Consider the following 22706-nt stretch of genomic DNA (forward strand, 5'->3'; position numbering starts at 1 on the left):
GACGCTTTTTCTGGCCGCCCTTGCTCTTGCCCTTGCAGGATGCGGAGATGCCCTGCCAGGGGATGACAACAGTGCCGTCCACGCCTCGGCCCCTTCGGAGCTGATGATCGGCGAGGTGCAGGGACATCGTGCGCGCAGCCGGCGGGTCGGCGAGGACGTCCTCGTGCAGGGCGTGGTGACGGCGGACTTCAGTGAAGCGGCTGGGCTGGGCGGGGTCTACCTGCAGGACGCCGGGGATGGCGATCCGGGTACGTCCGACGCGATTTTCCTCCAGGTCGACGCCGATGCTCCGTTCCGCGCGCAGGTACGGCAGGGCGCCCGGCTGAGCGTGCGCGGCCAGGTCACGGAACTGGATGCGGGCGGTGGGGTTCGACTGACCGCCCTGGTCCCGATGGAAGTGGAGCAGCTGGGCCTGGGCGAGGTTGCGCCCACCGTGCTGCGCAGCCCGCCGGCGGACTGGGAGCCGCTGGAGGGCATGTGGGTGCGGATCGAGGCCCCGCTGACCGTGACGACGCTGGCGGACCTGTCGCGCTTCGGCGAAGTGGGCGCGAGTTTCGACGGGCGTCCATGGCAACCCGCGGAGCGTGCAGCGCCGGGCAGCGACGCGGCCCGGGCGATCGCCGCCGACAATGCGCGCCGCCGCTTCGTCCTCGACGATGGCCGCGGCGGCCGCGACCTTTCCGTTGCCGGCAGCGTCTGGCCGGAGGGCGTGGAGCGCCTGCGCAGCGGCAGCGAGGTCACGCGCGCCGAGGGCATCATCGACCATCGGCATGGGCGTTACCGCCTCCAGCTCACCGTGCCGCCGGTCCTGCAGCCGCAGCCCCGCCCCGCCGTGCCCCGCGTGGCCGGCGACCTGCGCGTGGCATCCCTCAACCTCGAGAACCTGTTCAACGGGGACGGCGCGGGCGGCGGCTTCCCGACGCCACGCGGTGCGCGGACCGCCGACCAGCTGGCACGGCAGCAGGCCAAGCTGGTCGCGACGCTGCACGCGCTGGATCCCGACATCGCGGGCCTGATGGAACTGGAGAACGACGGGTACGGTCCCGACTCCAGCCTGGCCCGGTTCGTCGAGGCCCTCAATGCGGACGGCGGTGAATGGCGTTTCGTCGATGCCTGCGACCGCCAGTGTCGCCGCAGTGGCCGAGGCCCGGGCGACGACGCGATCCGCGTAGGCCTGGTCTATCGCGGTGATCGCGTGCGTGCGGTCGGACGCCCGGCGACCCTGTCGGACGGGCCCCTGGGGCCGCGCAGCCGGGTGCCGCTCGCCCAGGCGTTCGAGCCGCTCGCCGGCGGCCCGGCGCTGGTGGTGGCGGTCAACCACTTCAAGTCCAAGGGCTGCAACGAGGCCGCTGGCGACGACGCCGACAATGGCGCCGGGTGCTGGAACGCGGTGCGGGTGGACTCGGCAAGCCGGCTCGCCGCCTGGCTCGACGGCGATCCCACCGGCAGCGGGACGGACCTGGGGCTCATCATCGGTGACCTCAACAGCTATGCCGCCGAGGCACCGATCCAGCTCCTCCTCGATGCCGGCTGGCAGGATGCGTTCGCCGTCGCCGGCGTGCTCGAGCCCTACAGTTACGTACACGAGGGTGAGGCGGGCCGGCTCGATCATGCCCTCGCCACCCCTGCGCTGGCCGCGCGGCTGGCGGGCGCCGCGATCTGGCACAGCAATGCCGACGAGCCGCGCGACGCGGGCTACTTCGGCCGACTGCATGAGGCCGGGCCCTGGCGCAGCTCCGACCACGACCCGATCGTGGTCGGCTTCGACTGGACGCGGCCGCCGGCCTCGACGGGGAATTAACGCCGCCCCGTATCATGGGCGGATGAAGACGCCCCGTTTCCCCGCAGACGCCGCTGAAACCCTCTCCCTGCCCGGGCCGGCAGGTGCGATCGAGCTCATCGCCGAGCCCGCCGACGGCAGTGCCCGGCGCGCCACCGCGATCATCTGCCACCCGTTGCCGACCGAAGGCGGCACCATGCACAACAAGGTCGTGACCATGGCGGCCCGCGCGCTGCGCGAGTCCGGCATCGGCACCGTGCGCTTCAATTTCCGCGGCACCGGCGCGTCCGAAGGCGTGTTCGACGAAGGCCGCGGCGAGCAGGACGATCTTCGCGCGGTGGCCGCCTGGGTCCGGCAGCAGCGGCCGGCCCACAGCCTGTGGCTGGCCGGCTTCAGCTTCGGTGCCTACGTCTCGCTGGCAGCGGCGGCCGAACTGCAGCCGGGCATGCTGGTCTCGATCGCCCCGCCGGCCGGCCGCAACTGGGATTTCGACGCCATCGACCTGCCCGATTGCCCTTGGCTGGTGATCCAGGGCGACGCCGACGAGGTGGTCGATCCGGAGGCCGTGTACGCCTGGCTCGACGGGCTGGAGGGGCTGCGCACCGCGCCCGAGGTCGTGCGCATGCCCGATACCAGTCACTTCTTCCACCGCCGGTTGATGGACCTGCGCGGCGCGATCAAGAACGGCATCCGCCCCTACCTGCCCGCCGAGATCGCGACCGCGAATGGCTGAGTCCCTTCGGGATCCGGCAATGGCCGCGCTGCCGTCGCAACGGTATGCGGACGGGGTGGCGCGTGGCGACTGGAACGACGACCCGGCCCAGCGTCGGGTGCTCGACGAGCTCGACCGGCTGCACCGGGCGCTGCTCGACCCCCCGAGGCAGGGCCTGTTCGATCGACTGCGCGGCAGGGCGCCCGGGGCGCCGACCGGCCTGTACCTGTGGGGGGGCGTCGGTCGAGGCAAGACCTTCCTCATCGACCTGTTCTTCGATGCCCTTCCCCTCCGCGAGAAGCGGCGCACCCACTTCCACCGCTTCATGCGGGAGATCCACGCGGCGTTGCGCGCGCGCAAGGGTGAGTCGGATCCACTGGCGTCGATCGCCCGCGAGTGGCGCCATGACCTGCGCGTGCTGGTGCTGGACGAATTCTTCGTCAACGACATCGGCGATGCGATGCTGTTGGGACGCTTGCTCGAACGCCTGTTCGCCGAGGGCGTCGCGCTGGTCACCACGTCCAACATCGAACCGGCCGGGCTGTTCAAGGATGGCCTGCAGCGCGAACGTTTCCTGCCGGCGATCGCCCTGCTCGAGCAGCACTGCCGGGTCATGCACATGGACAGCGACACCGACTACCGCCTGCGTGAGCTGACCCGTTCGCCCACCTACCGCGCGCCCCTGGACGCCGGTTCGGACGCCTGGCTCGAGGCGCGCTGGCGCACGCTGACCGCCGGCTGCCCGCGCGACGAGGCACGGCTGGTGATCGATGAGCGCGAGATCCCGGTGCGGGGCCTCGCCGAAGGGCATGCCTGGTTCGACTTCGCCGCCCTGTGCGACGGGCCGCGGGCCGCCAGCGACTACATCGAGATCGCCACCGAGCACCACACGGTCCTGCTGGGCGGCATTCCGGTGTTCGACGGCGGAAACGACGATCCCGCGCGGCGTTTCGTCCACCTGATCGACGAGCTCTACGACCGCCACGTCAATCTGGTCTGCACGGCCGACGCGCAGCCGGTCTCCCTCTACCAGGGGCACCGGCTCGGTCATGCCTTCGAGCGCACCACCTCGCGCCTGATCGAGATGCAGAGCGCGGAATACCTCGCGCTGGAGCACCGCGGCTAGGCGTGGGTCCTGACGCCGCGCCAAAAAAAAGCCCGGCCGTTCGGCCGGGCTGACATCGCGTTGCGGGAGGGGGAGAGAGACAGCGCGATGGATACTCGATGGAGCGGTTTGAGGGAGCCGGTCGATCAGAACGTGTAGCGCGGGCCGACGAACCATTCGGTGTAGTCGTCGCTGACCTTCACGTCGCCATTGATCGACCAGTTCGGGTTGAACTTAACGTTGGCGCCGACGCGGCCATAGAAGTTGCCGTCGGTGCGCTCGTAGTCCTCGTAACCGGCCATGGCGTACCCCTCGAAGTTCGGGGTGAACGCGCCACGCACGCCGGCTTCGACGTCCCAGCCGTCCAGGTCGACCGGATTGGCGTCGAACTTCTTGTAGGCAACGCGGGTGACCAGGTCGAGGTTGCGGTTGACCTCGTGGTTGTAACCGACGCCGAGGCGCCACTGGTCGACGTCGACGTCGACGCGGTCGAGTTCCTGGCTGTTGTACTCACCGAACAGGTGGAAGTTGGGGGCGATCGCGCCGGAGCCCTTGATGGCCCAGCCATCGGCGTCCTGGCCTTCATCCGGGTTGGTGGCGATGTAGCCGCCTTCCACGTAGCTGTAGGACACGCCATCGGCGGCGCTGGCGGCGAAGGGGAGGGCGGCGATCAGGCCCAGGGCGGCAAGCTTCGAAATGGGGGAACGCTTCATAAGGTCTTGGCCTCTTGTAGTCCGTTATGGGCCGGCGAAGGCTTCTGCATGGCCGTCGTCCGGTGAGGGCCAGTATCCCGGGGCGAACCGAATCGCAACTTAATACTGAACCGGACGGTTCAGGGTTGGTTTCCCCTGTTCATGCCCATGTGAAGTCGTGGGATCAGGCCCCGCCGTCGTACGCCCGTTGGCGCCAGGCCTCGAACACGACCACGGCCACGCTGTTGGACAGGTTCAGGCTCCGGTTGCCAGGGCGCATCGGCAGGCGCAGGCGCTGGTCCTCTGGCAGGCGTCCAAGCACCTCGTCGGGCAGGCCGCGGGTTTCGGGGCCGAACAGGAAGGCGTCCCCTGGCCCGTAACGGGGGGTGTCAAAGCGGGTGCGGCCGCGCGTGCTGAGGGCGAACACGCGTGCAGGCCCGATCGCCGAGAGCGCCGCATCCAGGCCGTCGTGGACCTGGACGCTCGCGTATTCGTGGTAATCGAGCCCGGCACGCCTGAGCTGCTTGTCCTCGAGCGAGAAACCCAGCGGGGCGACCAGGTGCAGGCGGGCGCCGGTGTTGGCGCATAGCCGGATCACGTTGCCGGTGTTGGGCGGGATCTCGGGCTGGTAAAGGATGACGTCGAACATGGGTTATTCCGGCGACTGCGCGCCAGAATAACTGTTGCCGTTGATCCGGACAGGGTCCGGATAACGCCAACGCGACCCTGCGTGGGCTCGAAATCGACCGTCACCAGGGTACGGCGTTACCGCGCCAGTCGAGGAAGCGGCCGTTGTCGGCGGGGGTGGCGGTGTCGATGACGTGCATCAAGGCTTCGATGGCCTCGTCGATCGAGTGCTCGGCGCTGCCGCCGCCCATGTCGGTGCGCACCCAGCCCGGATTGAGCGCCAGCACCACCACCTCCCTCGCCGCGAGCGCCTTGGCCAGCAGCGCGGTCACCATGTTCTGCGCCGCCTTGGAAACCGCATAGGTGGGCGTGCGGAAGGCGTCCAGCTCCCCCGTCGAGCCCAGCGACGACGAGATGTTGGCGACACGGGCGCCCGGTGCGAGGTGCGGTGCCAGCGCCTGCGTCACCAGGAACGGGCCGGTGGCGTTGGTCCGCAGGCTGTCGTCGAAATGCCCCGCCGGGACCGTCCCGAAACGCTCCCCCGCGTGCAGGATCCCGGCGTTGTTGACCAGCAGGTCGAGCCCGTCGGTGACCAGCGGCAGCTCGTGGACCAGGGCGTCGATCGAACGCGGATCGCCGACATCGAGCGGCACCACGTGCAGGCGGCCCGGATGCTCGTCGGTGAGCGCGTTGAGCGCCGTGGCCCGCCCGGGATGGCGGCAGGTCGCGATCACCGCGTCGCCCCGGGCAAGCAGGTGCCGGACGAAACCCAGGCCGAGGCCGCGGTTGGCACCGGTCACGAGGCATCGGCGTTGCGCGGGCATGGGAGGGCTCCGGGTGGTGGCCGCAGGCGTGCCTGCAGCGTACTGGCGGGGGCGTGTGCGCCGGGTCAGCAAGGGCATGCATGCGAGCCGCGGCCCTGACTTGTGACCCTGTGGCCCCCCCGCCGTTCAGGCTAGGATCGTGGACGCACATGCATCCCGCGCCACGGTCGGCGCGGGCTCACCATCGAAAAGGGGAAGTACCGATGTCCAAGCACCAACGGCCGCAGGGCCGCGCCGTGTCCCGTTCCAATGCCGGTCGACGCCTGTTGGGTCGCGGCGTCCTCGCGGCCGCGCTGGCCACCTCGCTGGGGGGGTTCAGCTTCGCCGCGCCGGAGATCGCACGCGCGCAGACGGGTCCGCAGGTCGATATCCCGTACGAGTCGTTCACCCTGCCCAACGGGCTGCGGGTCATCGTCCACACGGATCGCAAGGCGCCGATCGTCGCGGTGAACATCTGGTACCACGTGGGCAGCAAGGACGAGCCGGCTGGTCGAAGCGGATTCGCGCACCTGTTCGAGCACCTGATGTTCAACGGCTCGGAGAACCACCGCGGCGAATACTTCGAACCCTTCGAACTGGTCGGTGCGACCGACATGAACGGCACCACCAACTCCGACCGCACCAATTACTTCCAGAACGTCCCGTCCACCGCACTGGACATGGCGCTGTGGATGGAATCGGACCGCATGGGCCACCTGCTCGGGGCGATCGACCAGAAGGTGCTGGACGAACAGCGCGGCGTGGTCCAGAACGAAAAGCGCCAGGGCGAGAACCAGCCGTACGGCCAGGTCTGGGAGAAGCTCGGGCGGGCGATGTACCCGAAGGGACATCCGTACCACCACAGCACCATCGGTTCGATGGCCGACCTCAACGCCGCGTCGCTTGACGACGTGAAGACCTGGTTCCGCACCTGGTACGGGCCGAACAACGCGGTGCTGGTGCTGGCCGGCGACATCGACGTCGAGACCGCGAAGGCGAAAGTCGCGCGCTACTTCGGCGACATCCCGGCCGGCCCGACCATGGCCCAGCCCGCGGTCGACGTGGCCCAGCGCCCGGCCGACACGCGCGAGGTGATGCAGGACCAGGTGCCGCAGGCGCGCATCTACCGTGTCTGGAACGTCGCGCAGACCGGCACGCGTGACCTCGACCAGTTGCAGGTGCTGTCGCAGGTGCTGGGCGGCAGTGCGTCCTCGCGCCTGGACAAGCGCCTCGTGCATGGCGACAAGCTCGCCGACAGCGTCAGCACCGGGGCTTACGGGTCGCAGCTGGGCTCGAACTTCATGGTCATGGTCAACGTGAAGGAAGGCGTGGACGTGGCGAAGGTCGAGGCGATCGTCGACGAGGAGCTGGAGCGCCTCGTGGCCGAGGGCCCCAGCGCAAGCGAGCTGGCGCAGGCGAAGACGGTGTTCCGCGCCGGTTTCATCCGCGGCATCGAGCGCATCGGCGGCTTCGGCGGCAAGGCCGACGCACTGGCCGAATGCGCGGTGTTCGAGGGTGACCCGGGCTGCTTCCGCGAGTCGCTGGCGAACGTCCAGGCGACGACCGCGGCGGACGTGCAGGCGGTGGGCCGGACGTGGCTCGGTACCGGTTCCCACACCCTCGTCGTGGAACCCGGTGCGCGCACGCCGCTGGCCGAGGAGCCGGCAGTGACGCCGGCACCGTTCGAGCTTCCGGCCGTGGACCCGAAGTACGCCGTATCGCCGTCGTCTGTGGACCGCAGTGGCGGCGTGCCGATGCCGACCGAGTTCCCGGACCTCGAGTTCCCCTCGCTGCAGCGGGCGACCCTCGAGAACGGCACCCGGGTCGTCCTGGCCCAGCGCCATGACATCCCGGTGGTGCAGTTCAGCTACATGTTCGACGGTGGCTACAGTGCCGATCCTTCGGACCGCCTCGGCGCGTCGAGCTTTGCGATGAGCATGCTCGACGAGGGCGCGGGCGACTACGGTGCGCTCGAGTTCCGCGACCGCGCCGAATCGCTGGGCGCCAACCTCGGTGCCGGGGCGTCGCTGGATGGCGGCAGCGCCTACCTGTCGGCATTGAAGGAGAACCTGGATCCGTCGCTGGACCTGTTCGCCGACATGCTGCGCGCACCGCGCTTCGAGCAGGCGGAGATCGACCGGGTGAAGGCGAGCTGGATCGCCGGCATCAAGCAGGAGAAGGCGCGTCCGAACTCCGCCGCCCTGCGCGTGTTGCCGCCGCTGCTTTACGGCGACGGCCACCCGTACGCGATGCCGTTCAGCGGTTCGGGTACCGAGGCCTCGATTGCCGCCCTCGAGCGCGATGAGCTGGTCGCCTACCACCGGGCCTGGGTGCGTCCGGAGGGGGCGACGCTGGTGGTGGTCGGCGACACGACGCTGGACGCCGTCGTGCCCGCCTTGAACCGCCACTTCGGCGACTGGCGCGGCGCGGGCCAGGCGCCGGCAGCCATCGAGGTCCCGCACGTCGATCGCCCGTCCAGCGCCAAGGTCTACCTGATCGACCAGCCCGGTTCGGTGCAGGCCAACATCTTCGCCGGCGAGCTGATGCCGCCGACCGGCAGCGATGGCGAGACCCTGCTGGCGATGGCCAATGAAGTGATCGGTGGCTCCTTCGTCGCGCGCCTCAACATGAACCTGCGCGAGGACAAGCACTGGTCCTACGGTGCGCGCACGGTGCTGGTCGACGCGCTGGGCCCGCGCCCGTGGCTCGCGGTCGCGCCGGTCCAGATCGACAAGGCGGCCGAGTCGCTCGCGGAGATCCAGCGCGAGGTGTCGGACTACGTCAGCGGGAAGGCTCCGCCGACGCAGGCGGAGATCGACCGGATCAAGGCCAACGAAAGCCGCAGCCTGCCCGGTGCCTATGAGACGGCCGGTGCGGTGATGGGCACGATCGGTGGCATCGTCCGTTACGACCGTCCGGACGACTACGTCGTGCAGCGCAACGAGGCGATCCAGGCGATGACCCCGGCCCAGGTCGCCCAGGCGTCCAGGGCGATCGACCCGTCGCAGCTGGTCTGGGTGGTGGTCGGCGACCTCGCCCAGATGGAAGCCCCGATCCGCGCGTTGGACCTTGGCGAGGTGACGGTGCTCGACGCCGACGGCAAGCCGGTAGCGGCTCCGTAACACCTCGCTTCGGGAATGCCCCGCCGTTCAGCGGCGGGGAGGGCAGGGGGCGCTATGAATGGCCCTCTGCCCCAAGGGGTGGCGTCCAAGGGCGCCGCCCGTCCGTTCCGTGTCGTCCGGCATGGCCTTTTGCCGCGGCCGGACGCACGGTATCGTCGCCGTGAACGCCTTCCGAGGATTTCCATGCCCCGCATCCACCGCACACCGTCCCTTCTTCTGGCCGTTGCCACGCTGTCCCTGATGGCGGGCTGCACCTGGGTCCACATGGCGCCGGGCGCGAGCGCGGTACGCGTGGTCTCGGCGGGCACTGCCCCGGCCGGATGCCAGAAGCTGGGCGAGATCAGCGTGTCGGTGAAGGACAACGTGGCCTTCTACGACCGTAACGAACTCCGGGTGCGCGAGGAACTGGAGACCCTGGCCCGCAACGAGGCACCGGGCCTGGGCGCGGACACGATCCAGCCGCTCGGCCACCCCGACGACGGCAGCCAGCGGTTCGCCGGCTTCCGTTGCAACGGCTCCACCGCGGCCCCTTCGGCGGGCACGACCACGCACCCGATCAGCGGCTGAGCCGACCATGCGGTAGCGGATGCACGGGGGCTCCCGACGCGGTATGCTGGCGTGCTATCACGATTCCGGTACATGCCGTCATGCTGTTCCAACACGTCGCCATCGCGGGCCTGGCCCATATCGACGCCCCGCGTCGCCTCAGCTCGGACGAGATCAACGAGCGGCTGAAGCCGACCCTCGATCGTCTCGGCATCCGCATCGACGTGCTCAAGGACATCGCCGGCATCAATGCCCGCCGCCTGTGGGACGGTGAGATGCAGGCTTCCGATGCCGCCACCCTGGCCGGCGTGAAGGCGCTGGCCGATGCCGGCATCGAGCCGGACCGCGTCGGCCTGCTGGTCAACACCTCGGTCAGCCGCGACTACCTCGAGCCGTCCACGGCCAGCATCGTCGCCGGCAACCTCAAGCTGACCGAGCACTGCCAGAACTTCGACGTCGCCAACGCCTGCCTGGCCTTCATCAATGGCATGGACATCGCCAGCCGGATGATCGAGCGCGGCGAGATCGACTATGCGCTGGTCGTCGACGGTGAAACCGCCGGCCTCGCCTACGAGAAAACGCTCGAACGCCTGTCGTCGCCCGACACCACCGAGGAGCAGTTCCGCAACGAACTCGCCACCCTCACCCTGGGCTGCGGCGCCGCCGCGATGGTCCTGGCCCGCGCCGAACTCGCTCCGGGCGCTCCGCGCTACCGCGGTGGCGTGACCCGTGCCGCCACCCAGTGGAACGGCCTGTGCCGGGGCAACCTCGACCGGATGGTCACCGATACCCGCCTGCTGCTCAGCGAGGGCCTCAAGCTGGCGCAGGCGACCTGGACCGCCGCGCGCGGGGCGCTGGGCTGGGTGGCGGACGAGCTGGACGAATTCGTGATCCACCAGGTGAGCCAGGTCCACACCAAGGCCTTCGTCAAGGCGTTCGGCATCGATCCGAAGAAGGTGCTGACGATCTTCGGCGAGCACGGCAACATCGGTCCGGCCTCGGTGCCGATCGTCCTCAGCAAGCTGCGTGAGATGGGCCGGCTGAAAAAGGGCGACCGCGTCGCCCTGCTGGGCATCGGGTCCGGCCTGAACTGCTCGATGGCCGAAGTGGTCTGGTAAGCGCTGCAAGCGGCGTCACCGCCGCGTCCTGCTGAACGCCCCGATGCGAATGCGCCGGGGCGTTCTCGTTTCTGTCTTCGTCGCGCTGTATATCCGGGGGATGGCCTGTCCAGGCGCGAATCCGCGTTGCTGGGCATGTCCCGCTGCAGGACCGCCGTTCGACGACCCGTGGTTCGGCCCCGATAGCGGCAGCCCCATGCCCGCCCGGACACGCCCACCCAGGAGTACACCGTCATGCAGGACAATCCCGCGCACAGCGCCGAGGCCGAGCGCCCGGACACCGTCGAGGAGGCGCCCCGCCGTCCCTGGGGCTTCGTGGTGTTCGCGCTGTTGATGCTCGCCACTGGAATGGCCGTGGTGCCGACGCCCTGAGCGGCCTGCCGCCGGGCTCGGGGAGCGAAGGTGCAGCATCCAGCATCCCCCGCCGCGGCCACGCGAGCGTGCCCGCGCGACGCCTGCATCCGGGCAACGATGACGCTTCACGGTCCGTGTCCGTCTCGCCGCCCACCTTGCGCCGCGCGCGAAAGGTGGGCCCATGCGCCGTCCACGGGGCGCGCCGCCGCGATCACGGGCGTTACCGCTCCCGCAAAGGATAGACGGCCGAGCGAGGCTGCCGGCGTCATCCGGCCCTTGGGTGGGACCAGCCGGTCTGAGGTCGCTCCGGCGCTCACATGTAATGCGGATATCACACCACATGTAATGTGTTGACAGATGTCACATGTGATGTGTAGAGTCGACCCATGGAACGCAAGACCTCCGCCTACTACCAGCGCCGGCATCGCGAGCGATTGCGCGAGATGGGGCTGGTGAAGAAGGAGCTTTGGATCCTGCCGGAGTTCGCTGACGAACTCGCGGCAGTGGAGCGACGCATGCGCCAGCCGCGAGGCTCGGTGCCTACCCAGAAGGAGAGTGGTATGAACGAGCCCAAGGTCTGGACCGCCACCGCGCTGCACGAGGCGTTGTCGGCCACGGACGCCTTCCGCAGCGGTGCGGTATCGGTGGAACTGCTGGACGGAGCCACCCCCAGCCTGCATCTGGTGATGCATGACTATGGCGACCTGCCGGTGTTCCTGGCGGTCGTGGGCGAGCAGATCGTGGTGGAAGCGCTGCTCTGGCCGCTGTCCCAGGTGGAGGATCCCGCCGCCTTCAACGAGGAAGTGCTGCGTACCCACAAGCTGTTCCCGCTGTCGACCATCGGCATCGAAGTGATCGACGGCGATCCCGTCTACATCATGTTCGGCGCACTGGATGCCAATTCCAGCCTGTCCAACGTGGTGTTCGAAATTGACACCCTGGCCGACAACGTCATCAAGGTCACCGAGGCTTTCGAACCCCGCCTGCGCGCGGCGTGACCGCAGCGTCCGACTTTACGGAGAGACACCATGAACATCTGGAGCAAGCTGTTGACCGCACTGCGCGGCGGTGCGAACGAGGTGGGTGAGTCGATCGTCGACGGACAGGCGCTGCGCATCCTCGACCAGGAAATCCGTGATTCCGACGCGGAGTTGCGCCGTTCCAAGGAAGCGCTTGCCGGGATCATGGCCAAGCACAAGCTGGCCGAGGCCCGGCTGGCCCAGTCCAGCGAAAAGGTGGCCGAATACGAGGCGTACGCACTGAAGGCCCTGGCCTCGGACGACGAAGCGCTCGCGCGCGAAGTGGCCGGCAAGATCGCGGTGCTCGAGGGGGCGCGCAATGGCGAGCAGGCGCAGGTCGAGCAGTTCGCGGCCAGCATCGCGGAGCTTCGCAGGGCGATCGGCCAGGCCGAAACCAATATCCGTCGCCTGAAGCAGCAGGTGGACACGGTCAAGGCCACCGAGAGCGTCCAACGGGCGCAGGCGACGGTCGCGCACCGGTACAGCGGCTCGCAGAGCCGGATGCAGACCGCCGTGGATTCGCTGGAGCGCATCAAGCAGCGCCAGGCGGAGCGGGGCGCCCGGATGGACGCGGCCGCGGAACTGGCCCGGGACGAAGGCCAGGATGCCGTGGACGCCAAGCTCAGGGATGCCGGCATCATCGCGGACGATGCCAGCGCGGAGTCGGTGCTGGAGCGGCTGAAACAGCAACAGGCCGGCTGAGCCCCCACGGGCACTGCCTGCACGCACACGTACGCAGCGGCACGGAGGCCGCCCTCAAGCCGGGCATGGATGCCCGGCGACCCGACCGGTACCGCCGGCTCCGGGGCCCGCACGCCGGCATCAGGGGAGATCGCCGATGGACGTATTCCTGCAGATCGTTCTGTCCTACCCGACCGTGGTCTACAGCGTGTTGCTGGCCGTGGTGGTCGTGTACTGGCTGGTCGCGATGCTCGGCATGATCGACCTGGACGCGGTGGACGGCTGGTTCGAGGCCGACCTTGACCTCGATGCGGCGGAAGCGGTCGACAGCGGCGGTTTCGCCGGCATCATGGCGCGCTTCGGCCTCGCCGGCCTGCCCCTGATGATCGTGGTCACCGTCCTGGTGCTGGTGGGCTGGCTGCTCAGCTACTTCGCCGACTACCTGCTGCTTCGCCACCTGCCCGGCGGGCTGTTCCGCCTGCTGCTGGGCAGCGGCGTGGTGCTGGCGACGCTGGTGGCGGCCGTGCCGGTCACCGGGGTGTTGCTGCGTCCCGTCCGGGCGCTCTACGACAGGCTGCGCCCCGAACCGCCGCGCTCGCTGCTGGGCATGGCGGGCACCGTCCGCAGCCCGGTGGTCGATGCCGGACAGGGCATCGCCGCGGTCGAGGACGGTGGCGCCGGGCTGGTGCTGCAGGTGCGCAGCGACGCCGCCAGCGGATTCAGGCGCGGCGACCGCGTGGTACTGCTGGAATACCTCGAGGACGTGAACGCCTACCGTGTCGTCGGCGAGGATGAATTCAGGGGGTCGTGACCACGGTGTCGCGATCCATCGGATGGACAACCCGTACTTAGGGAGATGGGGCAATGGTGCTTGAACAGTTGATGCCGTTCCTGGTGGTCGTCGGCGTGGTGATCGTGGCGATCTTCGGGCTTTTCGGCCTGGTGAAGGCCTTCTACGTGAAGGTGCCGCAGGGCACCGCGTTGATCGTGAACGACCTGTCGGCCACGCCGAAGGTCCACTTCACCGGTGCCATGGTGCTGCCGGTGATCTACAAGCAGGAGTTCATGAAGATCTCCCTGATCACGCTGGAAGTCGACCGGCGTGGCAAGGATGGACTCATCTGCCAGGACAACATGCGCGCCGACATCACGGTCGCCTTCTACCTGCGCGTCAACGAGACCCAGCAGGACGTCCTCAAGGTGGCGAAGGCGATCGGCGTCGATCGCGCCTCCGACCGCGTCGCGGTCAACGAGCTGTTCAACGCCAAGTTCTCCGAGGCGCTGAAGACCGTCGGCAAGCAGATCGATTTCGTGAAGCTGTTCGAGAACCGGCAGGAGTTCCGGGACCGCATCATCGAGGTCATCGGCAACGACCTGAACGGCTATGTCCTCGAAGACGTGGCGATCGACTACCTCGAGCAGACGCCCAAGGCCTCGCTCGATCCCAGCAACATCCTCGACGCCGAGGGCATCCGGAAGATCACCGAGCTGACCGCGGCGCAGAACGTCATCACCAATGAGCTCTCGCGCAACGAAGAGCTGGCGATCAAGAAGAAGAACGTCGAGACCCGCGAGGCCATGCTCGCGCTGGAACGCCAGCAGGCCGACGCCGAGGCGCGCCAGAAGCGCGAGATCGAGACGATCCGTGCGCGCGAGGAAGCGGAGACGCTGAAAGTGCAGGAGGAAGAGCGCCTCAAGGCCGAGCAGGCGCGCATCGGCGTGCAGGAACAACTCGACATCCGCGAGGAGAACCGCCTGCGTGAAGTCGAGGTTGCCCAGCAGAACCGCCAGCGGGCGGTGGTCATCGAAGTCGAGAAGGTCACCCGCGCGAAGGACCTGGAGGTCGTTTCGCGCGAGCGCGAGGTGGAGCTGCAGAAGATCGAGAAGGAAAAGGCGCTGGAGGAACAGCGCAAGGAGATCGCCAACGTCATCCGCGAGCGCGTCGCGGTCGAGAAGACCGTCGCGCAGGAAGAGGAGCGCATCAAGGAGGTGCGCGAGGTGTCCGAGGCGGACCGCCAGAAGCAGGTCACCATCCTCGATGCGCAGGCCCGTGCCGAGCAGGAACTGGTGCGGCAGGTGAAGCAGGCCGAGGCCGACGAAACGGCGGCACGCCACAAGGCGGTCGAAGTGACGGTGCTGGCGCAGGCGGACCTGGAGGCGGCGGCCAAGCAGTCCGAAGCCAAGAAGAAGCTGGCGGAAGGTGTCGAGGCGGAGCGCGCCGCGCCGGGCCTGGCCGACGCACGCGTGCGCGAAGTGACAGCGGCGGCGCTGGAGAAGGAGGGCCTGGCCGAAGCGAAGGTCATCGCCGAGAAGCTGACCGCCGAGGCGCGGGGCGACAAGGAGAAGGGGCTCACCGAGGCCAAGGTGCTGGAGGAGAAGCTGTCGGCGCAGGCGCGCGGCGAGCAGTCGCTGGGCGAGGCCAAGGCCAAGGCCACGCGCGACGTCGGCCTGTCCGAGGCCGAGGTGCTGCTGACGAAGTTGAAGTCCGAGGCCGAGGGACTGGAGGACAAGTTCGCATCGCTGGAAGCGCTGTCCGAGAACGCCCGTTCCCACGAAGAGTTCCGCATGCAGCTTGAGAAGAGCTTTGAGCAGGCGATTGCGGGGATCGAGGCCAACAAGGACATTGCCCGTGAGCAGGCCGAGGTGCTGGCGACCGCGCTGGGCAAGGCCAACATCGACATCGTCGGGGGCGAAGGCGAGTTCTTCAATTCCTTCGCGAAGGCGCTGTCGGTCGGCAAGGCCATCGAGGGCGTGGCCGGCAAGAGCCCGATCGTGCAGGAACTGCTCGAGAAGCTGGCATCGATCAAGACCGGCGACCGCAAGGACGGGTCCGCGCTGGATCCCTGATCCGGCGTCCGGCCGGGGCGGCGCGCCGGCCGGACGGGAGGGCGGCACGGCCATGCGCCGTGCCACGACATGACGTGGCCCCGGCAAGGGGTGGGGAAGGCAGGCGATGGCGGAACGGGACGTACAGACGGAAGGCGCGCCGGAACGGCCGGGCTCCGCGGTCGACAAGGCAGTCGCGGAAGGCGGTGCCTACGAGGTGTTGCAGCGCCGCCTGGTGGAGCAGGGCCGGCAGTTGGACGCGCATGCGGCGACGCTCAATGCCCGCCGCCTGGAGACCTTCGGCAGCAGTCGCATGGAGCTGCTGGGGCGGTTGAGGGTCCGCACCGGGCACAACTGCGTCGCACGCGACCTGGTCCAGGTCGGCGACCGGCTGCTGTTCGGCTACAACGTGTTCCTCGGGCTGAAGAAGGAAACCCGGGTCGAGGACGTGTTCTCGCTGTATCAGCTGGTCGAGACCGCCGAAGGCCACGACGTCACCCCGGTGGCGATCGCGGACAGCTTCCTCGGCAACGACGCCTTCGTGCAGGATTTCCGCGAGCTGTACGCCTATTACAAGGACACCCGGCTGGTGCAGCTGGCGGTGCGGGACGGCAAACTGCTGGCCGCGTTCCAGATCGGCGAGCGCCTCGACGACCTGCGCGTGTTCCGCTGGACGCTTTCGGACGAGGGCCGGGAGGTCCGGTACATCGACAATCGCGGCGAGCGCGACATCGCCCTGCCCGCGCCCTATGACTTCGAATGGACCGAAGCCACCCGGGAGATGGCCGTCAACGGCCGCCATCCGCACCTCAACATCCTCGACACGGTGTTCGTCGAGACCCTCGGCGGCGACCTCACGATCAAGATCGAGGACAACACCGAGGACGGTGCCGGTATCTACACCGAGCCGGTGGAGGACGCGACCCAGTCGCTCGACGATGCCCGGGTGGCATTCGCCCGGCTCGGCAGTTTGCTGCTGCTGAAGATCCTCCCGTACCGGGAGCGCGATTGGCGCTACCTCGTCTACAACATCCACACCCGCCAGGTGCGCCGCATCGACGAGATCGGCCAGGCCTGCATCCAGTTGCCCGAGGACCACGGCATCGTGTTCCCCGGCGGCTACTACCTGCAGAACGGCGAGTACAAGGCGTTCGAACAGTCCATGCAGGGCATGCGCTTCAGCCGTTCGCTGCGCTCCCCCAATGGCGAGGACGTGCTTTACGTCTTCTATGAGCCGGCAGCGGGCCGCACCGCGCTGTTCACCTACAACATGATCGAGCGTCGCTTGCAGACGCCGATGTTCGGCCACGGCATGGCGCGGCTGTCCGATGGCCGGATGGTGCTGTTCTCCTCCGAGAGCGACGAACCGACCCGCGTGCACCCGATGCAGGTCTGGCAGACCCCCTTCACCAGCGACGAGTTCGCGGCGCGGCAACCGGCCGACAACAGTGCGTTGGGGCGTATCGGCAATGCCGAGCTGGTACGCGGCATTTCGGACCTGTACGGGCTGGCGCGTGCGATCGGCGGAGGCGAGGTATCGGCACACCGCTACGAGCAGCTCGCGCACGACGCCCGCCGCCTGTTCGACCTGCACCACTGGATCGCGGAGGCCCAGTCGGGCGGGATCGCTTCGCTGTTGCACGAGATCGTCGCGACGAGCGAGTCGGTGCTGGACGAGTACGAGAAGGTCGAGGGCATACGCCGGCAGTCCGCGGAGGCGATGGCCTCGGCCGAAGCGGCGCAGAAGGCGCTGCTGGGCGGACTGCGGCCGGACGACTGGGACGAGGTGCAGCCGTTCGTGGAAGCGCTGAACGCACTCTCCCGCCACCGGGGCCGCCTGCTGACGCTGCGCGAGCAGCGCTATGTCGACACGGTGCGCATCGATGAACTCGAAGCGCGGGTGCAGGAGGCGCAGGCAGGCATCGGCAGCGCCACCGGGCGCTACCTCGCCAGTGAACGGTCCCTGCAGCCGTTCGAAGCGCGCCTGGAAACGCTGGATGCGGAAGCGCAGGCCGTGGGCAGCGTCAACGGGATCGATGCCCCGCTGCAGGCCATGCAGTCCATGTCGGCCGACCTGGACATGCTGTCGGAACTGATGGCGCGCCTGAAGGTCGAGGATGCCACCCAGCGCACCCGCATCGTCGAGTCGATATCGGCGTTGTATGCGCGCCTCAACCAGGCCAAGGCGCGGGCATCGCAGCGACGGAAGCAACTGGGTTCGGCCGAATCGGTGGCGCAGTTCGGCGCGCAGTTCAGCCTGTTCTCGCAGAGCATTGCCAGCGCATTGGCGCTGGCGCAGGATCCCGAGGCCTGCGACGAGCAGTTGTCGCGGCTGATGGTGCAGCTGGAGGAGCTGGAGAGCCAGTTCGGCGAGCACGAACAGTTCCTCGACGACATCCTCGCCAAGCGCGAGGAACTCCTGGAGACGTTCGAGGCGCACAAGCAGACGCTCGTGGACGTGCGCCAGCGCAAGGCGCAGGCGGTCGCCGACGCGGCCACCCGGATCCTCGACGGACTGGGGCGCCGCACGGAACGCCTGCAGGGCGCGGATGAGCTCAACGCCTTCTTCGCCGGGGACCCGCTGATCCTCAAGCTGCGGGAACTGGTCGAACGCCTGCGCGATCTGCGCGACAACGTGCGGGCCGACGACATCGAAGCGCGTCTGAAGGCCACGCGCGACCAGGCGGTCAGGGGCCAACGCGACCGCAGCGAGCTGTTCGAAGCCGGCGGCGATGTCATCAGGCTGGGGCCGCGCCATCGCTTCAGCGTGAATACCCAGCCCCTCGACATCACCGTGCTGCCCCGTGGCGACGGACTGGCCCTGCACCTGACCGGGACCGACTTCTTCGAACCGCTGCATGACGACGTGCTGGAGGCATCGCGCGACTACTGGCAGGTCTCGCTGGACTCCGAATCGCCGGCGCTCTACCGCGGCGAGTATCTTGCGGGCCTGGTGCTGGACGCCGCCCGCGAAGGCCGCGACGGGCTGGACATGGCGCTGCTCACGCAGGCGCTCGCGCAACCCGATGCCATGGCGGCGCGGGTCCGGCAGTTCGCTGCACCCCGGTATCGGGAAGGGTACGAGAAAGGCATCCACGACCACGATGCCGCGTTGATCCTGCAAGCGCTGATCCCGCTGCAACAGAGCGCAGGCGGCCTGATCCACGCGCCGGATGCCCGCGCGCTGGCCTGGCTGTCCTGGCACGCGCTGCGGGGTACGGAGCCGGGCGAACGTTGGCCCGGGCGTGCCCGAACGGTCGCCGATATCGCGCGGCTGCTGGGACGCCGCGAGGGCATCGCCGCGCTGGAGGCGGAGATCGCCGAGACCATTGCCGGCCGGATCGAAGCGCTGGACTGGCCCTTCGCGCCCGCCCTTGCGGCTTCTGCGGCGGCGTATCTTGCCGCCGAATTGTCGGCCCCGCATCCGCGCCTGTGGGCGAGCGGCCCGGCCCGCGACCTCCTCGAAGCGCTGCGTTCGCGATTGACCGCCAGCCATGCCTGGGAGGGCCTCGAGCAGGCGCTTGCAGTCCTGCAGGCGCGTCCCGGCGCGCAGTGGGCGCTGGCGCGCAGCTGGCTCCAGGCGCTCGCCGCGGAACCCGGGCATGCCCCATCGGCACGCCACGTGGACGAAGCGGTGGGCCTGTTGCTGCTCGGGGAGCCGCTCGGGTTGAAGGTGTCGGAAACCGCGTTGTCGGTCCGCGTGGATGGCCTGCTGGGGGAGCATCCGCGCATCGAGGACGGTGGCATGTCGCTGGCCGTGGACGACTTCGCCACGCGCCTGCGGCAGCACCGCGACCGGTTCGTGCCCGGGTTCCAGCGCTACCAGGCGCAGCGCCAGGCCGTGGTCGAACGCGAGCGCAAGGCGATGAAGCTGGAGGCGTTCAAGCCGCGGCCGCTGAGCTCGTTCGTACGCAACCGGCTCATCAACGAGGTCTATCTGCCGGTGATCGGCGACAACCTCGCGAAGCAGATGGGCACCGTGGGCGAATCCAAGCGCAGCGACCTGATGGGGCTGCTGATGATGATTTCGCCCCCCGGCTACGGCAAGACCACGCTGATGGAGTACGTGGCGCACCGGCTGGGCCTGAATTTCATGAAGGTCAACGGGCCGGCGCTCGGGCACCACGTGCGTTCGCTGGACCCGGCGCAGGCGCCCGACGCGACCTCCCGCCAGGAACTGGAGAAGCTCAACCTGGCCCTGGAGATGGGCAACAACGTGATGCTGTACGTGGACGACATCCAGCACACGAATCCGGAGTTCCTGCAGAAATTCATATCGCTGTGCGACGGGACGCGTCGCATCGAGGGCGTGTGGAAGGGCGATACCCGCACCTACGACATGCGCGGAAAGAAGTTCTGCGTGGTGATGGCAGGCAACCCGTACACCGAGTCGGGCGAGGTCTTCCGGATCCCCGACATGCTGGCCAACCGGGCCGACATCTACAACCTGGGCGACGTGCTGGGCGGCATGGAGGATGCCTTCACCCTCAGTTACATCGAGAATTGCCTGACCTCCAATCCCGTGTTGGCGCCGCTCGCCACGCGGGATCTCGCCGACCTCTACCGTTTCGTGGACAAGGCGCGTGGCCTCGCGTTCTCGGCCAATGCCCTCAGCCATGCCTACAGCGGCGCGGAGGTCAACGAGATCACGGCGGTACTCGAGCGCCTGCTCAAGGTGCGTGACACCGTCTACCGCGTGAACCAGCAGTACATCGCCAGTGCCGCGCAGGCGGACCGTTACCGCACCGAACCGCCGTTCAAGCTGCAGGGCAGCTACCGCAACATGAACAAGCTGGCGGAGAAGCTGTCACCGGTCATGAACGATGCGGAGCTCAAGCAGTTGATCGACGACCACTACCTGGGCGAGGCGCAACTGCTGACCACGGGGGCGGAAGAGAACCTGCTGAAGCTGGCCGAACTTCGGGGGACGCAGGATGCCGACCAGCAGCAGCGCTGGGCGCAGATCAAGCGCGACTTCATGCGGAACAAGGCCATGGGCGGCGAGGACGCCGACGTCGGCCAGCGCGTGGTCGCGCAGCTGGCCGACCTGACCGAGGGCGTGCGCGCCTGGAGCGCCGATGCGGACACACGGCGGAGCGCGGTAGCCGACGCGCCGTGGCCTGCGTTGCTGGAGGTGCTGGAGCGCATCGCGAAGCCACAGGGGGAGAACGCGGTCGCGGCCGCGCCGCCGACCGAAGCATCGCACGCGTCGGAGGCGCCGGGTCTCGCCGCGGCGGTGGTCGCGGCCTTCGCCCCGCTGGTGGACAGCCTGCAGGCACGGGCGGAACAGCAATCACGGCTGCTGGCCGAGCTGGTGCGGCTCGCCGATCGCAGTCCGGATGCCGTCGTCCTCAGCGAAACCGAGCGGCAGATGCAGTTGGAACAGGCGTTGAAGGAGTTCGCCGATCGCCTGCACGGCCGGACATCCCGCTAGGATCGGCGAAATGGACTTCGACGCACTCGACCGGCAGCTCCGGGACAGCATCGCCGACCAGCGGCTGGACAACGAGGAGCGCCATGAACTCCGGCAGCTGGGTGAACGCATCGATCGCGAGCAGGTGCGCTTCCTGCGCAACCGCGCCTTCGCGATGGTCCGCGAGGGCCTTGAGGCGAACCCGGGCGACGCGCGGGCGCTGCTGAAGTGGCTGGAGCAGGTGGTGCGGACGCTGGACGGCGCCACCGCCGTCTCCACGGTGGCCTCCACGGCCTGTTTCACGCCGGGCGACGCCTGCCTGCGCAAACTCCGGGAACTCTGCCGCGACGCACGCGCGTCGATCGACATCTGCGTGTTCACCATCTCGGACGATCGCCTGCGCGAAGCCATCCTCGATGCCCATCGGCGTGGCGTCCGGGTGCGGGTCATCAGTGACGACGAGAAGGTGCTGGATACCGGCAACGACATTGCCTGGTTGCGGGATCGCGGGGTCGCGGTGCGACTGGACGACAGCCGCCACCACATGCACCACAAATTCGCGCTGTTCGACGGCCGGCTGCTGGCGAACGGCAGTTTCAACTGGACGCGGAGTGCCAGCGTGTACAACCAGGAGAACCTGGCGGTCACCGACAATACGCACCTGGTCCGCTGTTACGCGGGCGAATTCGAAGCCCTTTGGGCCCGCTATGGGCACCGGCCTGTGCGGGGGGCCGCCGGCACGGGATAATGGCGCCCCCGCCGTCCCCGAGCTGCCGATGCCCGTCGCGTCCTATCCCGAGTACCCCTTCACCCCGAAACGCCTGGAGGTGCGGCCGGGCATCGGCATGAGTTACCTCGACGAGGGCCCTCGCGACGGCGAAGTGGTCGTCATGCTGCACGGCAATCCATCGTGGAGTTACTACTGGCGCAAACTGGTGTCGGGTCTGTCGGACCGCTACCGCTGCATCGTGCCGGACCACGTCGGCATGGGATTGTCCGATCGTCCGGACGATGCCGCCTACGCATACACGCTGCAGTCGCGTGTCGACGATCTCGAAACGCTGCTCCAGCACCTGGGCGTCACCGGCCCGGTGACGCTGGCGGTGCACGACTGGGGTGGCATGGTCGGCTTCGGCTGGGCGCTGGCACGGCGGGAACGGGTGCGCCGGCTGGTGGTGCTGAACACCGCGGCGTTCCCGCTGCCTGCGGCGAAGCCGATGCCGTGGCAGCTGTCGATGGGCCGCGATTCTCGCATCGGCGGCTTCCTGATCCGCGCGTTCAACCTGTTCGCGCGGGGTGCGACCCGGTTCGGCGTCGAAACGAAGATGCCGGCCGGCGTGCGCCATGCCTTCGAGGCGCCGTACAACGGCTGGACCAACGCGATCAGCACGCTGCGTTTCATGCAGGACATCCCACTGGCGGAAGGCGACCGCGCGTGGTCGCTGGTGGCGGAGTCGGGCCGGGTGCTGCACGAGTACGCCGACCGGCCGGTGTTCATCGGCTGGGGGCTGCGCGATTTCGTGTTCGACCGGCACTTCCTCGAGGGCTTCAAGGCCGCGCTGCCGGGCGCGGAGGTGCATGCGTTCGAGGACGCAAACCATTACGTGCTGCAGGACAAGGCCGAGGTGCTGGTGCCTGCGATCCGGGCGTTCCTCGATCGGCATCCTCTGTAAAGCAGAGCATGTCTTGTCGCGAAGGACGTTGCCGGGTGGGCAGTCGCTGCGATGACGCAGGTGGCCGTGCCAGCGTGGGACACGCCGTGAATACGTCCTTGTAGGCTCGGACGCGGCATCCATGCCGCGTACGGTCCCCCGCTGGCACGGCCACCCACGTCCCGGCACCAGGCCGGTTGTTGCGGCAAGAAAGCGGACCGTCGTATGGGCACGTGCGCGGGCTGATGGGTCACCA

17 protein-coding genes are annotated in these 22706 nt (G+C 68.6%); 14 read left to right on the top strand and 3 right to left on the bottom strand.

Annotation, left to right across the window (positions count from 1 at the left end):
• The first annotated feature begins 103 nt into the window (after positions 1-103).
• The 3 genes from H4F99_RS10060 to zapE are packed head-to-tail and all read left to right on the top strand — an operon-like array spanning position 104 to position 3618.
• Complete coding sequence (locus tag H4F99_RS10060; protein WP_182669602.1) at positions 104-1801, top strand: ExeM/NucH family extracellular endonuclease; 1698 nt, start codon at positions 104-106, stop codon at positions 1799-1801.
• 22 nt (positions 1802-1823) lie between these two features.
• A complete protein-coding gene (locus H4F99_RS10065) occupies positions 1824-2513 on the top strand; it encodes an alpha/beta hydrolase (RefSeq protein ID WP_182669603.1) in 690 nt (229 codons plus the stop codon).
• A 19-nt stretch (positions 2514-2532) separates the two neighbouring features.
• Positions 2533-3618 (top strand): cell division protein ZapE, encoded by a 1086-nt coding sequence (gene zapE / locus H4F99_RS10070; RefSeq protein WP_182669604.1) that lies wholly within the window; start codon positions 2533-2535, stop codon positions 3616-3618.
• Positions 3619-3743: 125 nt separating this feature from the next.
• Here zapE and H4F99_RS10075 read toward each other — a convergent pair whose 3' ends face one another.
• The 3 genes from H4F99_RS10075 to H4F99_RS10085 all read right to left on the bottom strand — a co-directional run bounded on the left by H4F99_RS10075 (position 3744) and on the right by H4F99_RS10085 (position 5740).
• The gene (locus H4F99_RS10075) at positions 3744-4310 is read right to left on the bottom strand and encodes an OmpO family porin (protein WP_182669605.1); all 567 of its coding nucleotides are present in this window, start codon (positions 4308-4310) and stop codon (positions 3744-3746) included.
• 163 nt (positions 4311-4473) lie between these two features.
• Positions 4474-4938, bottom strand: coding sequence for a tRNA (cytidine(34)-2'-O)-methyltransferase (locus H4F99_RS10080; RefSeq protein WP_182669606.1), 465 nt, complete (start codon positions 4936-4938; stop codon positions 4474-4476).
• Positions 4939-5038: 100 nt separating this feature from the next.
• Entirely contained in the window at positions 5039-5740 is a 702-nt protein-coding gene (locus tag H4F99_RS10085) for an SDR family oxidoreductase (RefSeq protein ID WP_182669607.1), read from the bottom strand.
• Between the two features lie 203 nt (positions 5741-5943).
• On the opposite strand from H4F99_RS10085, the gene H4F99_RS10090 reads away from it, so the two are divergent.
• From H4F99_RS10090 to H4F99_RS10140, 11 genes are all read left to right on the top strand, one after another.
• On the top strand, positions 5944-8841 hold the full coding sequence (locus H4F99_RS10090; RefSeq protein ID WP_182669608.1) for a M16 family metallopeptidase: 2898 nt from the start codon (positions 5944-5946) through the stop codon (positions 8839-8841).
• A gap of 183 nt (positions 8842-9024) precedes the next feature.
• Positions 9025-9408, top strand: a complete 384-nt coding sequence (locus H4F99_RS10095; RefSeq protein ID WP_182669609.1) for a DUF4156 domain-containing protein — start codon at positions 9025-9027, stop codon at positions 9406-9408.
• 80 nt (positions 9409-9488) lie between these two features.
• A complete protein-coding gene (locus H4F99_RS10100) occupies positions 9489-10505 on the top strand; it encodes a 3-oxoacyl-ACP synthase III (protein ID WP_182669610.1) in 1017 nt (338 codons plus the stop codon).
• 234 nt (positions 10506-10739) lie between these two features.
• On the top strand, positions 10740-10877 hold the full coding sequence (locus tag H4F99_RS10105; protein WP_182669611.1) for a hypothetical protein: 138 nt from the start codon (positions 10740-10742) through the stop codon (positions 10875-10877).
• 368 nt (positions 10878-11245) lie between these two features.
• Positions 11246-11857: a biofilm formation regulator BacA gene (gene bacA / locus H4F99_RS10110; RefSeq protein WP_182669612.1), complete on the top strand. Its 612-nt coding sequence runs from the start codon at positions 11246-11248 to the stop codon at positions 11855-11857.
• A gap of 30 nt (positions 11858-11887) precedes the next feature.
• A complete protein-coding gene (locus tag H4F99_RS10115) occupies positions 11888-12580 on the top strand; it encodes a PspA/IM30 family protein (protein ID WP_182669613.1) in 693 nt (230 codons plus the stop codon).
• A gap of 136 nt (positions 12581-12716) precedes the next feature.
• On the top strand, positions 12717-13370 hold the full coding sequence (locus H4F99_RS10120; RefSeq protein WP_182669614.1) for a hypothetical protein: 654 nt from the start codon (positions 12717-12719) through the stop codon (positions 13368-13370).
• A gap of 53 nt (positions 13371-13423) precedes the next feature.
• Positions 13424-15406 carry a flotillin family protein gene (locus H4F99_RS10125; protein ID WP_182669615.1) on the top strand — a complete coding sequence of 661 codons (1983 nt, stop codon included), beginning with the start codon at positions 13424-13426 and terminating at the stop codon, positions 15404-15406.
• A 106-nt stretch (positions 15407-15512) separates the two neighbouring features.
• Entirely contained in the window at positions 15513-20819 is a 5307-nt protein-coding gene (locus H4F99_RS10130; RefSeq protein ID WP_182669616.1) for a DNA repair ATPase, read from the top strand.
• 10 nt (positions 20820-20829) lie between these two features.
• Positions 20830-21546, top strand: coding sequence for a phospholipase D-like domain-containing protein (locus tag H4F99_RS10135; protein WP_182669617.1), 717 nt, complete (start codon positions 20830-20832; stop codon positions 21544-21546).
• Positions 21547-21574: 28 nt separating this feature from the next.
• Positions 21575-22471, top strand: a complete 897-nt coding sequence (locus H4F99_RS10140) for an alpha/beta fold hydrolase (RefSeq protein WP_182669618.1) — start codon at positions 21575-21577, stop codon at positions 22469-22471.
• Positions 22472-22706: the final 235 nt, after the last annotated feature.

Source organism: Marilutibacter penaei, from assembly GCF_014145395.1.
GTDB lineage: Bacteria > Pseudomonadota > Gammaproteobacteria > Xanthomonadales > Xanthomonadaceae > Marilutibacter > Marilutibacter penaei.

Coding starts and splice junctions, on each gene's coding strand:
- H4F99_RS10060 (WP_182669602.1), top strand. CDS start 104: ATGATCGGCGAGGTGCAGGGACATCGTGCGCGCAGCCGGCGGGTCGGC.
- H4F99_RS10065 (WP_182669603.1), top strand. CDS start 1,824: ATGAAGACGCCCCGTTTCCCCGCAGACGCCGCTGAAACCCTCTCCCTG.
- zapE (WP_182669604.1), top strand. CDS start 2,533: ATGGCCGCGCTGCCGTCGCAACGGTATGCGGACGGGGTGGCGCGTGGC.
- H4F99_RS10075 (WP_182669605.1), bottom strand. CDS start 4,310: ATGAAGCGTTCCCCCATTTCGAAGCTTGCCGCCCTGGGCCTGATCGCC.
- H4F99_RS10080 (WP_182669606.1), bottom strand. CDS start 4,938: ATGTTCGACGTCATCCTTTACCAGCCCGAGATCCCGCCCAACACCGGC.
- H4F99_RS10085 (WP_182669607.1), bottom strand. CDS start 5,740: ATGCCCGCGCAACGCCGATGCCTCGTGACCGGTGCCAACCGCGGCCTC.
- H4F99_RS10090 (WP_182669608.1), top strand. CDS start 5,944: ATGTCCAAGCACCAACGGCCGCAGGGCCGCGCCGTGTCCCGTTCCAAT.
- H4F99_RS10095 (WP_182669609.1), top strand. CDS start 9,025: ATGCCCCGCATCCACCGCACACCGTCCCTTCTTCTGGCCGTTGCCACG.
- H4F99_RS10100 (WP_182669610.1), top strand. CDS start 9,489: ATGCTGTTCCAACACGTCGCCATCGCGGGCCTGGCCCATATCGACGCC.
- H4F99_RS10105 (WP_182669611.1), top strand. CDS start 10,740: ATGCAGGACAATCCCGCGCACAGCGCCGAGGCCGAGCGCCCGGACACC.
- bacA (WP_182669612.1), top strand. CDS start 11,246: ATGGAACGCAAGACCTCCGCCTACTACCAGCGCCGGCATCGCGAGCGA.
- H4F99_RS10115 (WP_182669613.1), top strand. CDS start 11,888: ATGAACATCTGGAGCAAGCTGTTGACCGCACTGCGCGGCGGTGCGAAC.
- H4F99_RS10120 (WP_182669614.1), top strand. CDS start 12,717: ATGGACGTATTCCTGCAGATCGTTCTGTCCTACCCGACCGTGGTCTAC.
- H4F99_RS10125 (WP_182669615.1), top strand. CDS start 13,424: ATGGTGCTTGAACAGTTGATGCCGTTCCTGGTGGTCGTCGGCGTGGTG.
- H4F99_RS10130 (WP_182669616.1), top strand. CDS start 15,513: ATGGCGGAACGGGACGTACAGACGGAAGGCGCGCCGGAACGGCCGGGC.
- H4F99_RS10135 (WP_182669617.1), top strand. CDS start 20,830: ATGGACTTCGACGCACTCGACCGGCAGCTCCGGGACAGCATCGCCGAC.
- H4F99_RS10140 (WP_182669618.1), top strand. CDS start 21,575: ATGCCCGTCGCGTCCTATCCCGAGTACCCCTTCACCCCGAAACGCCTG.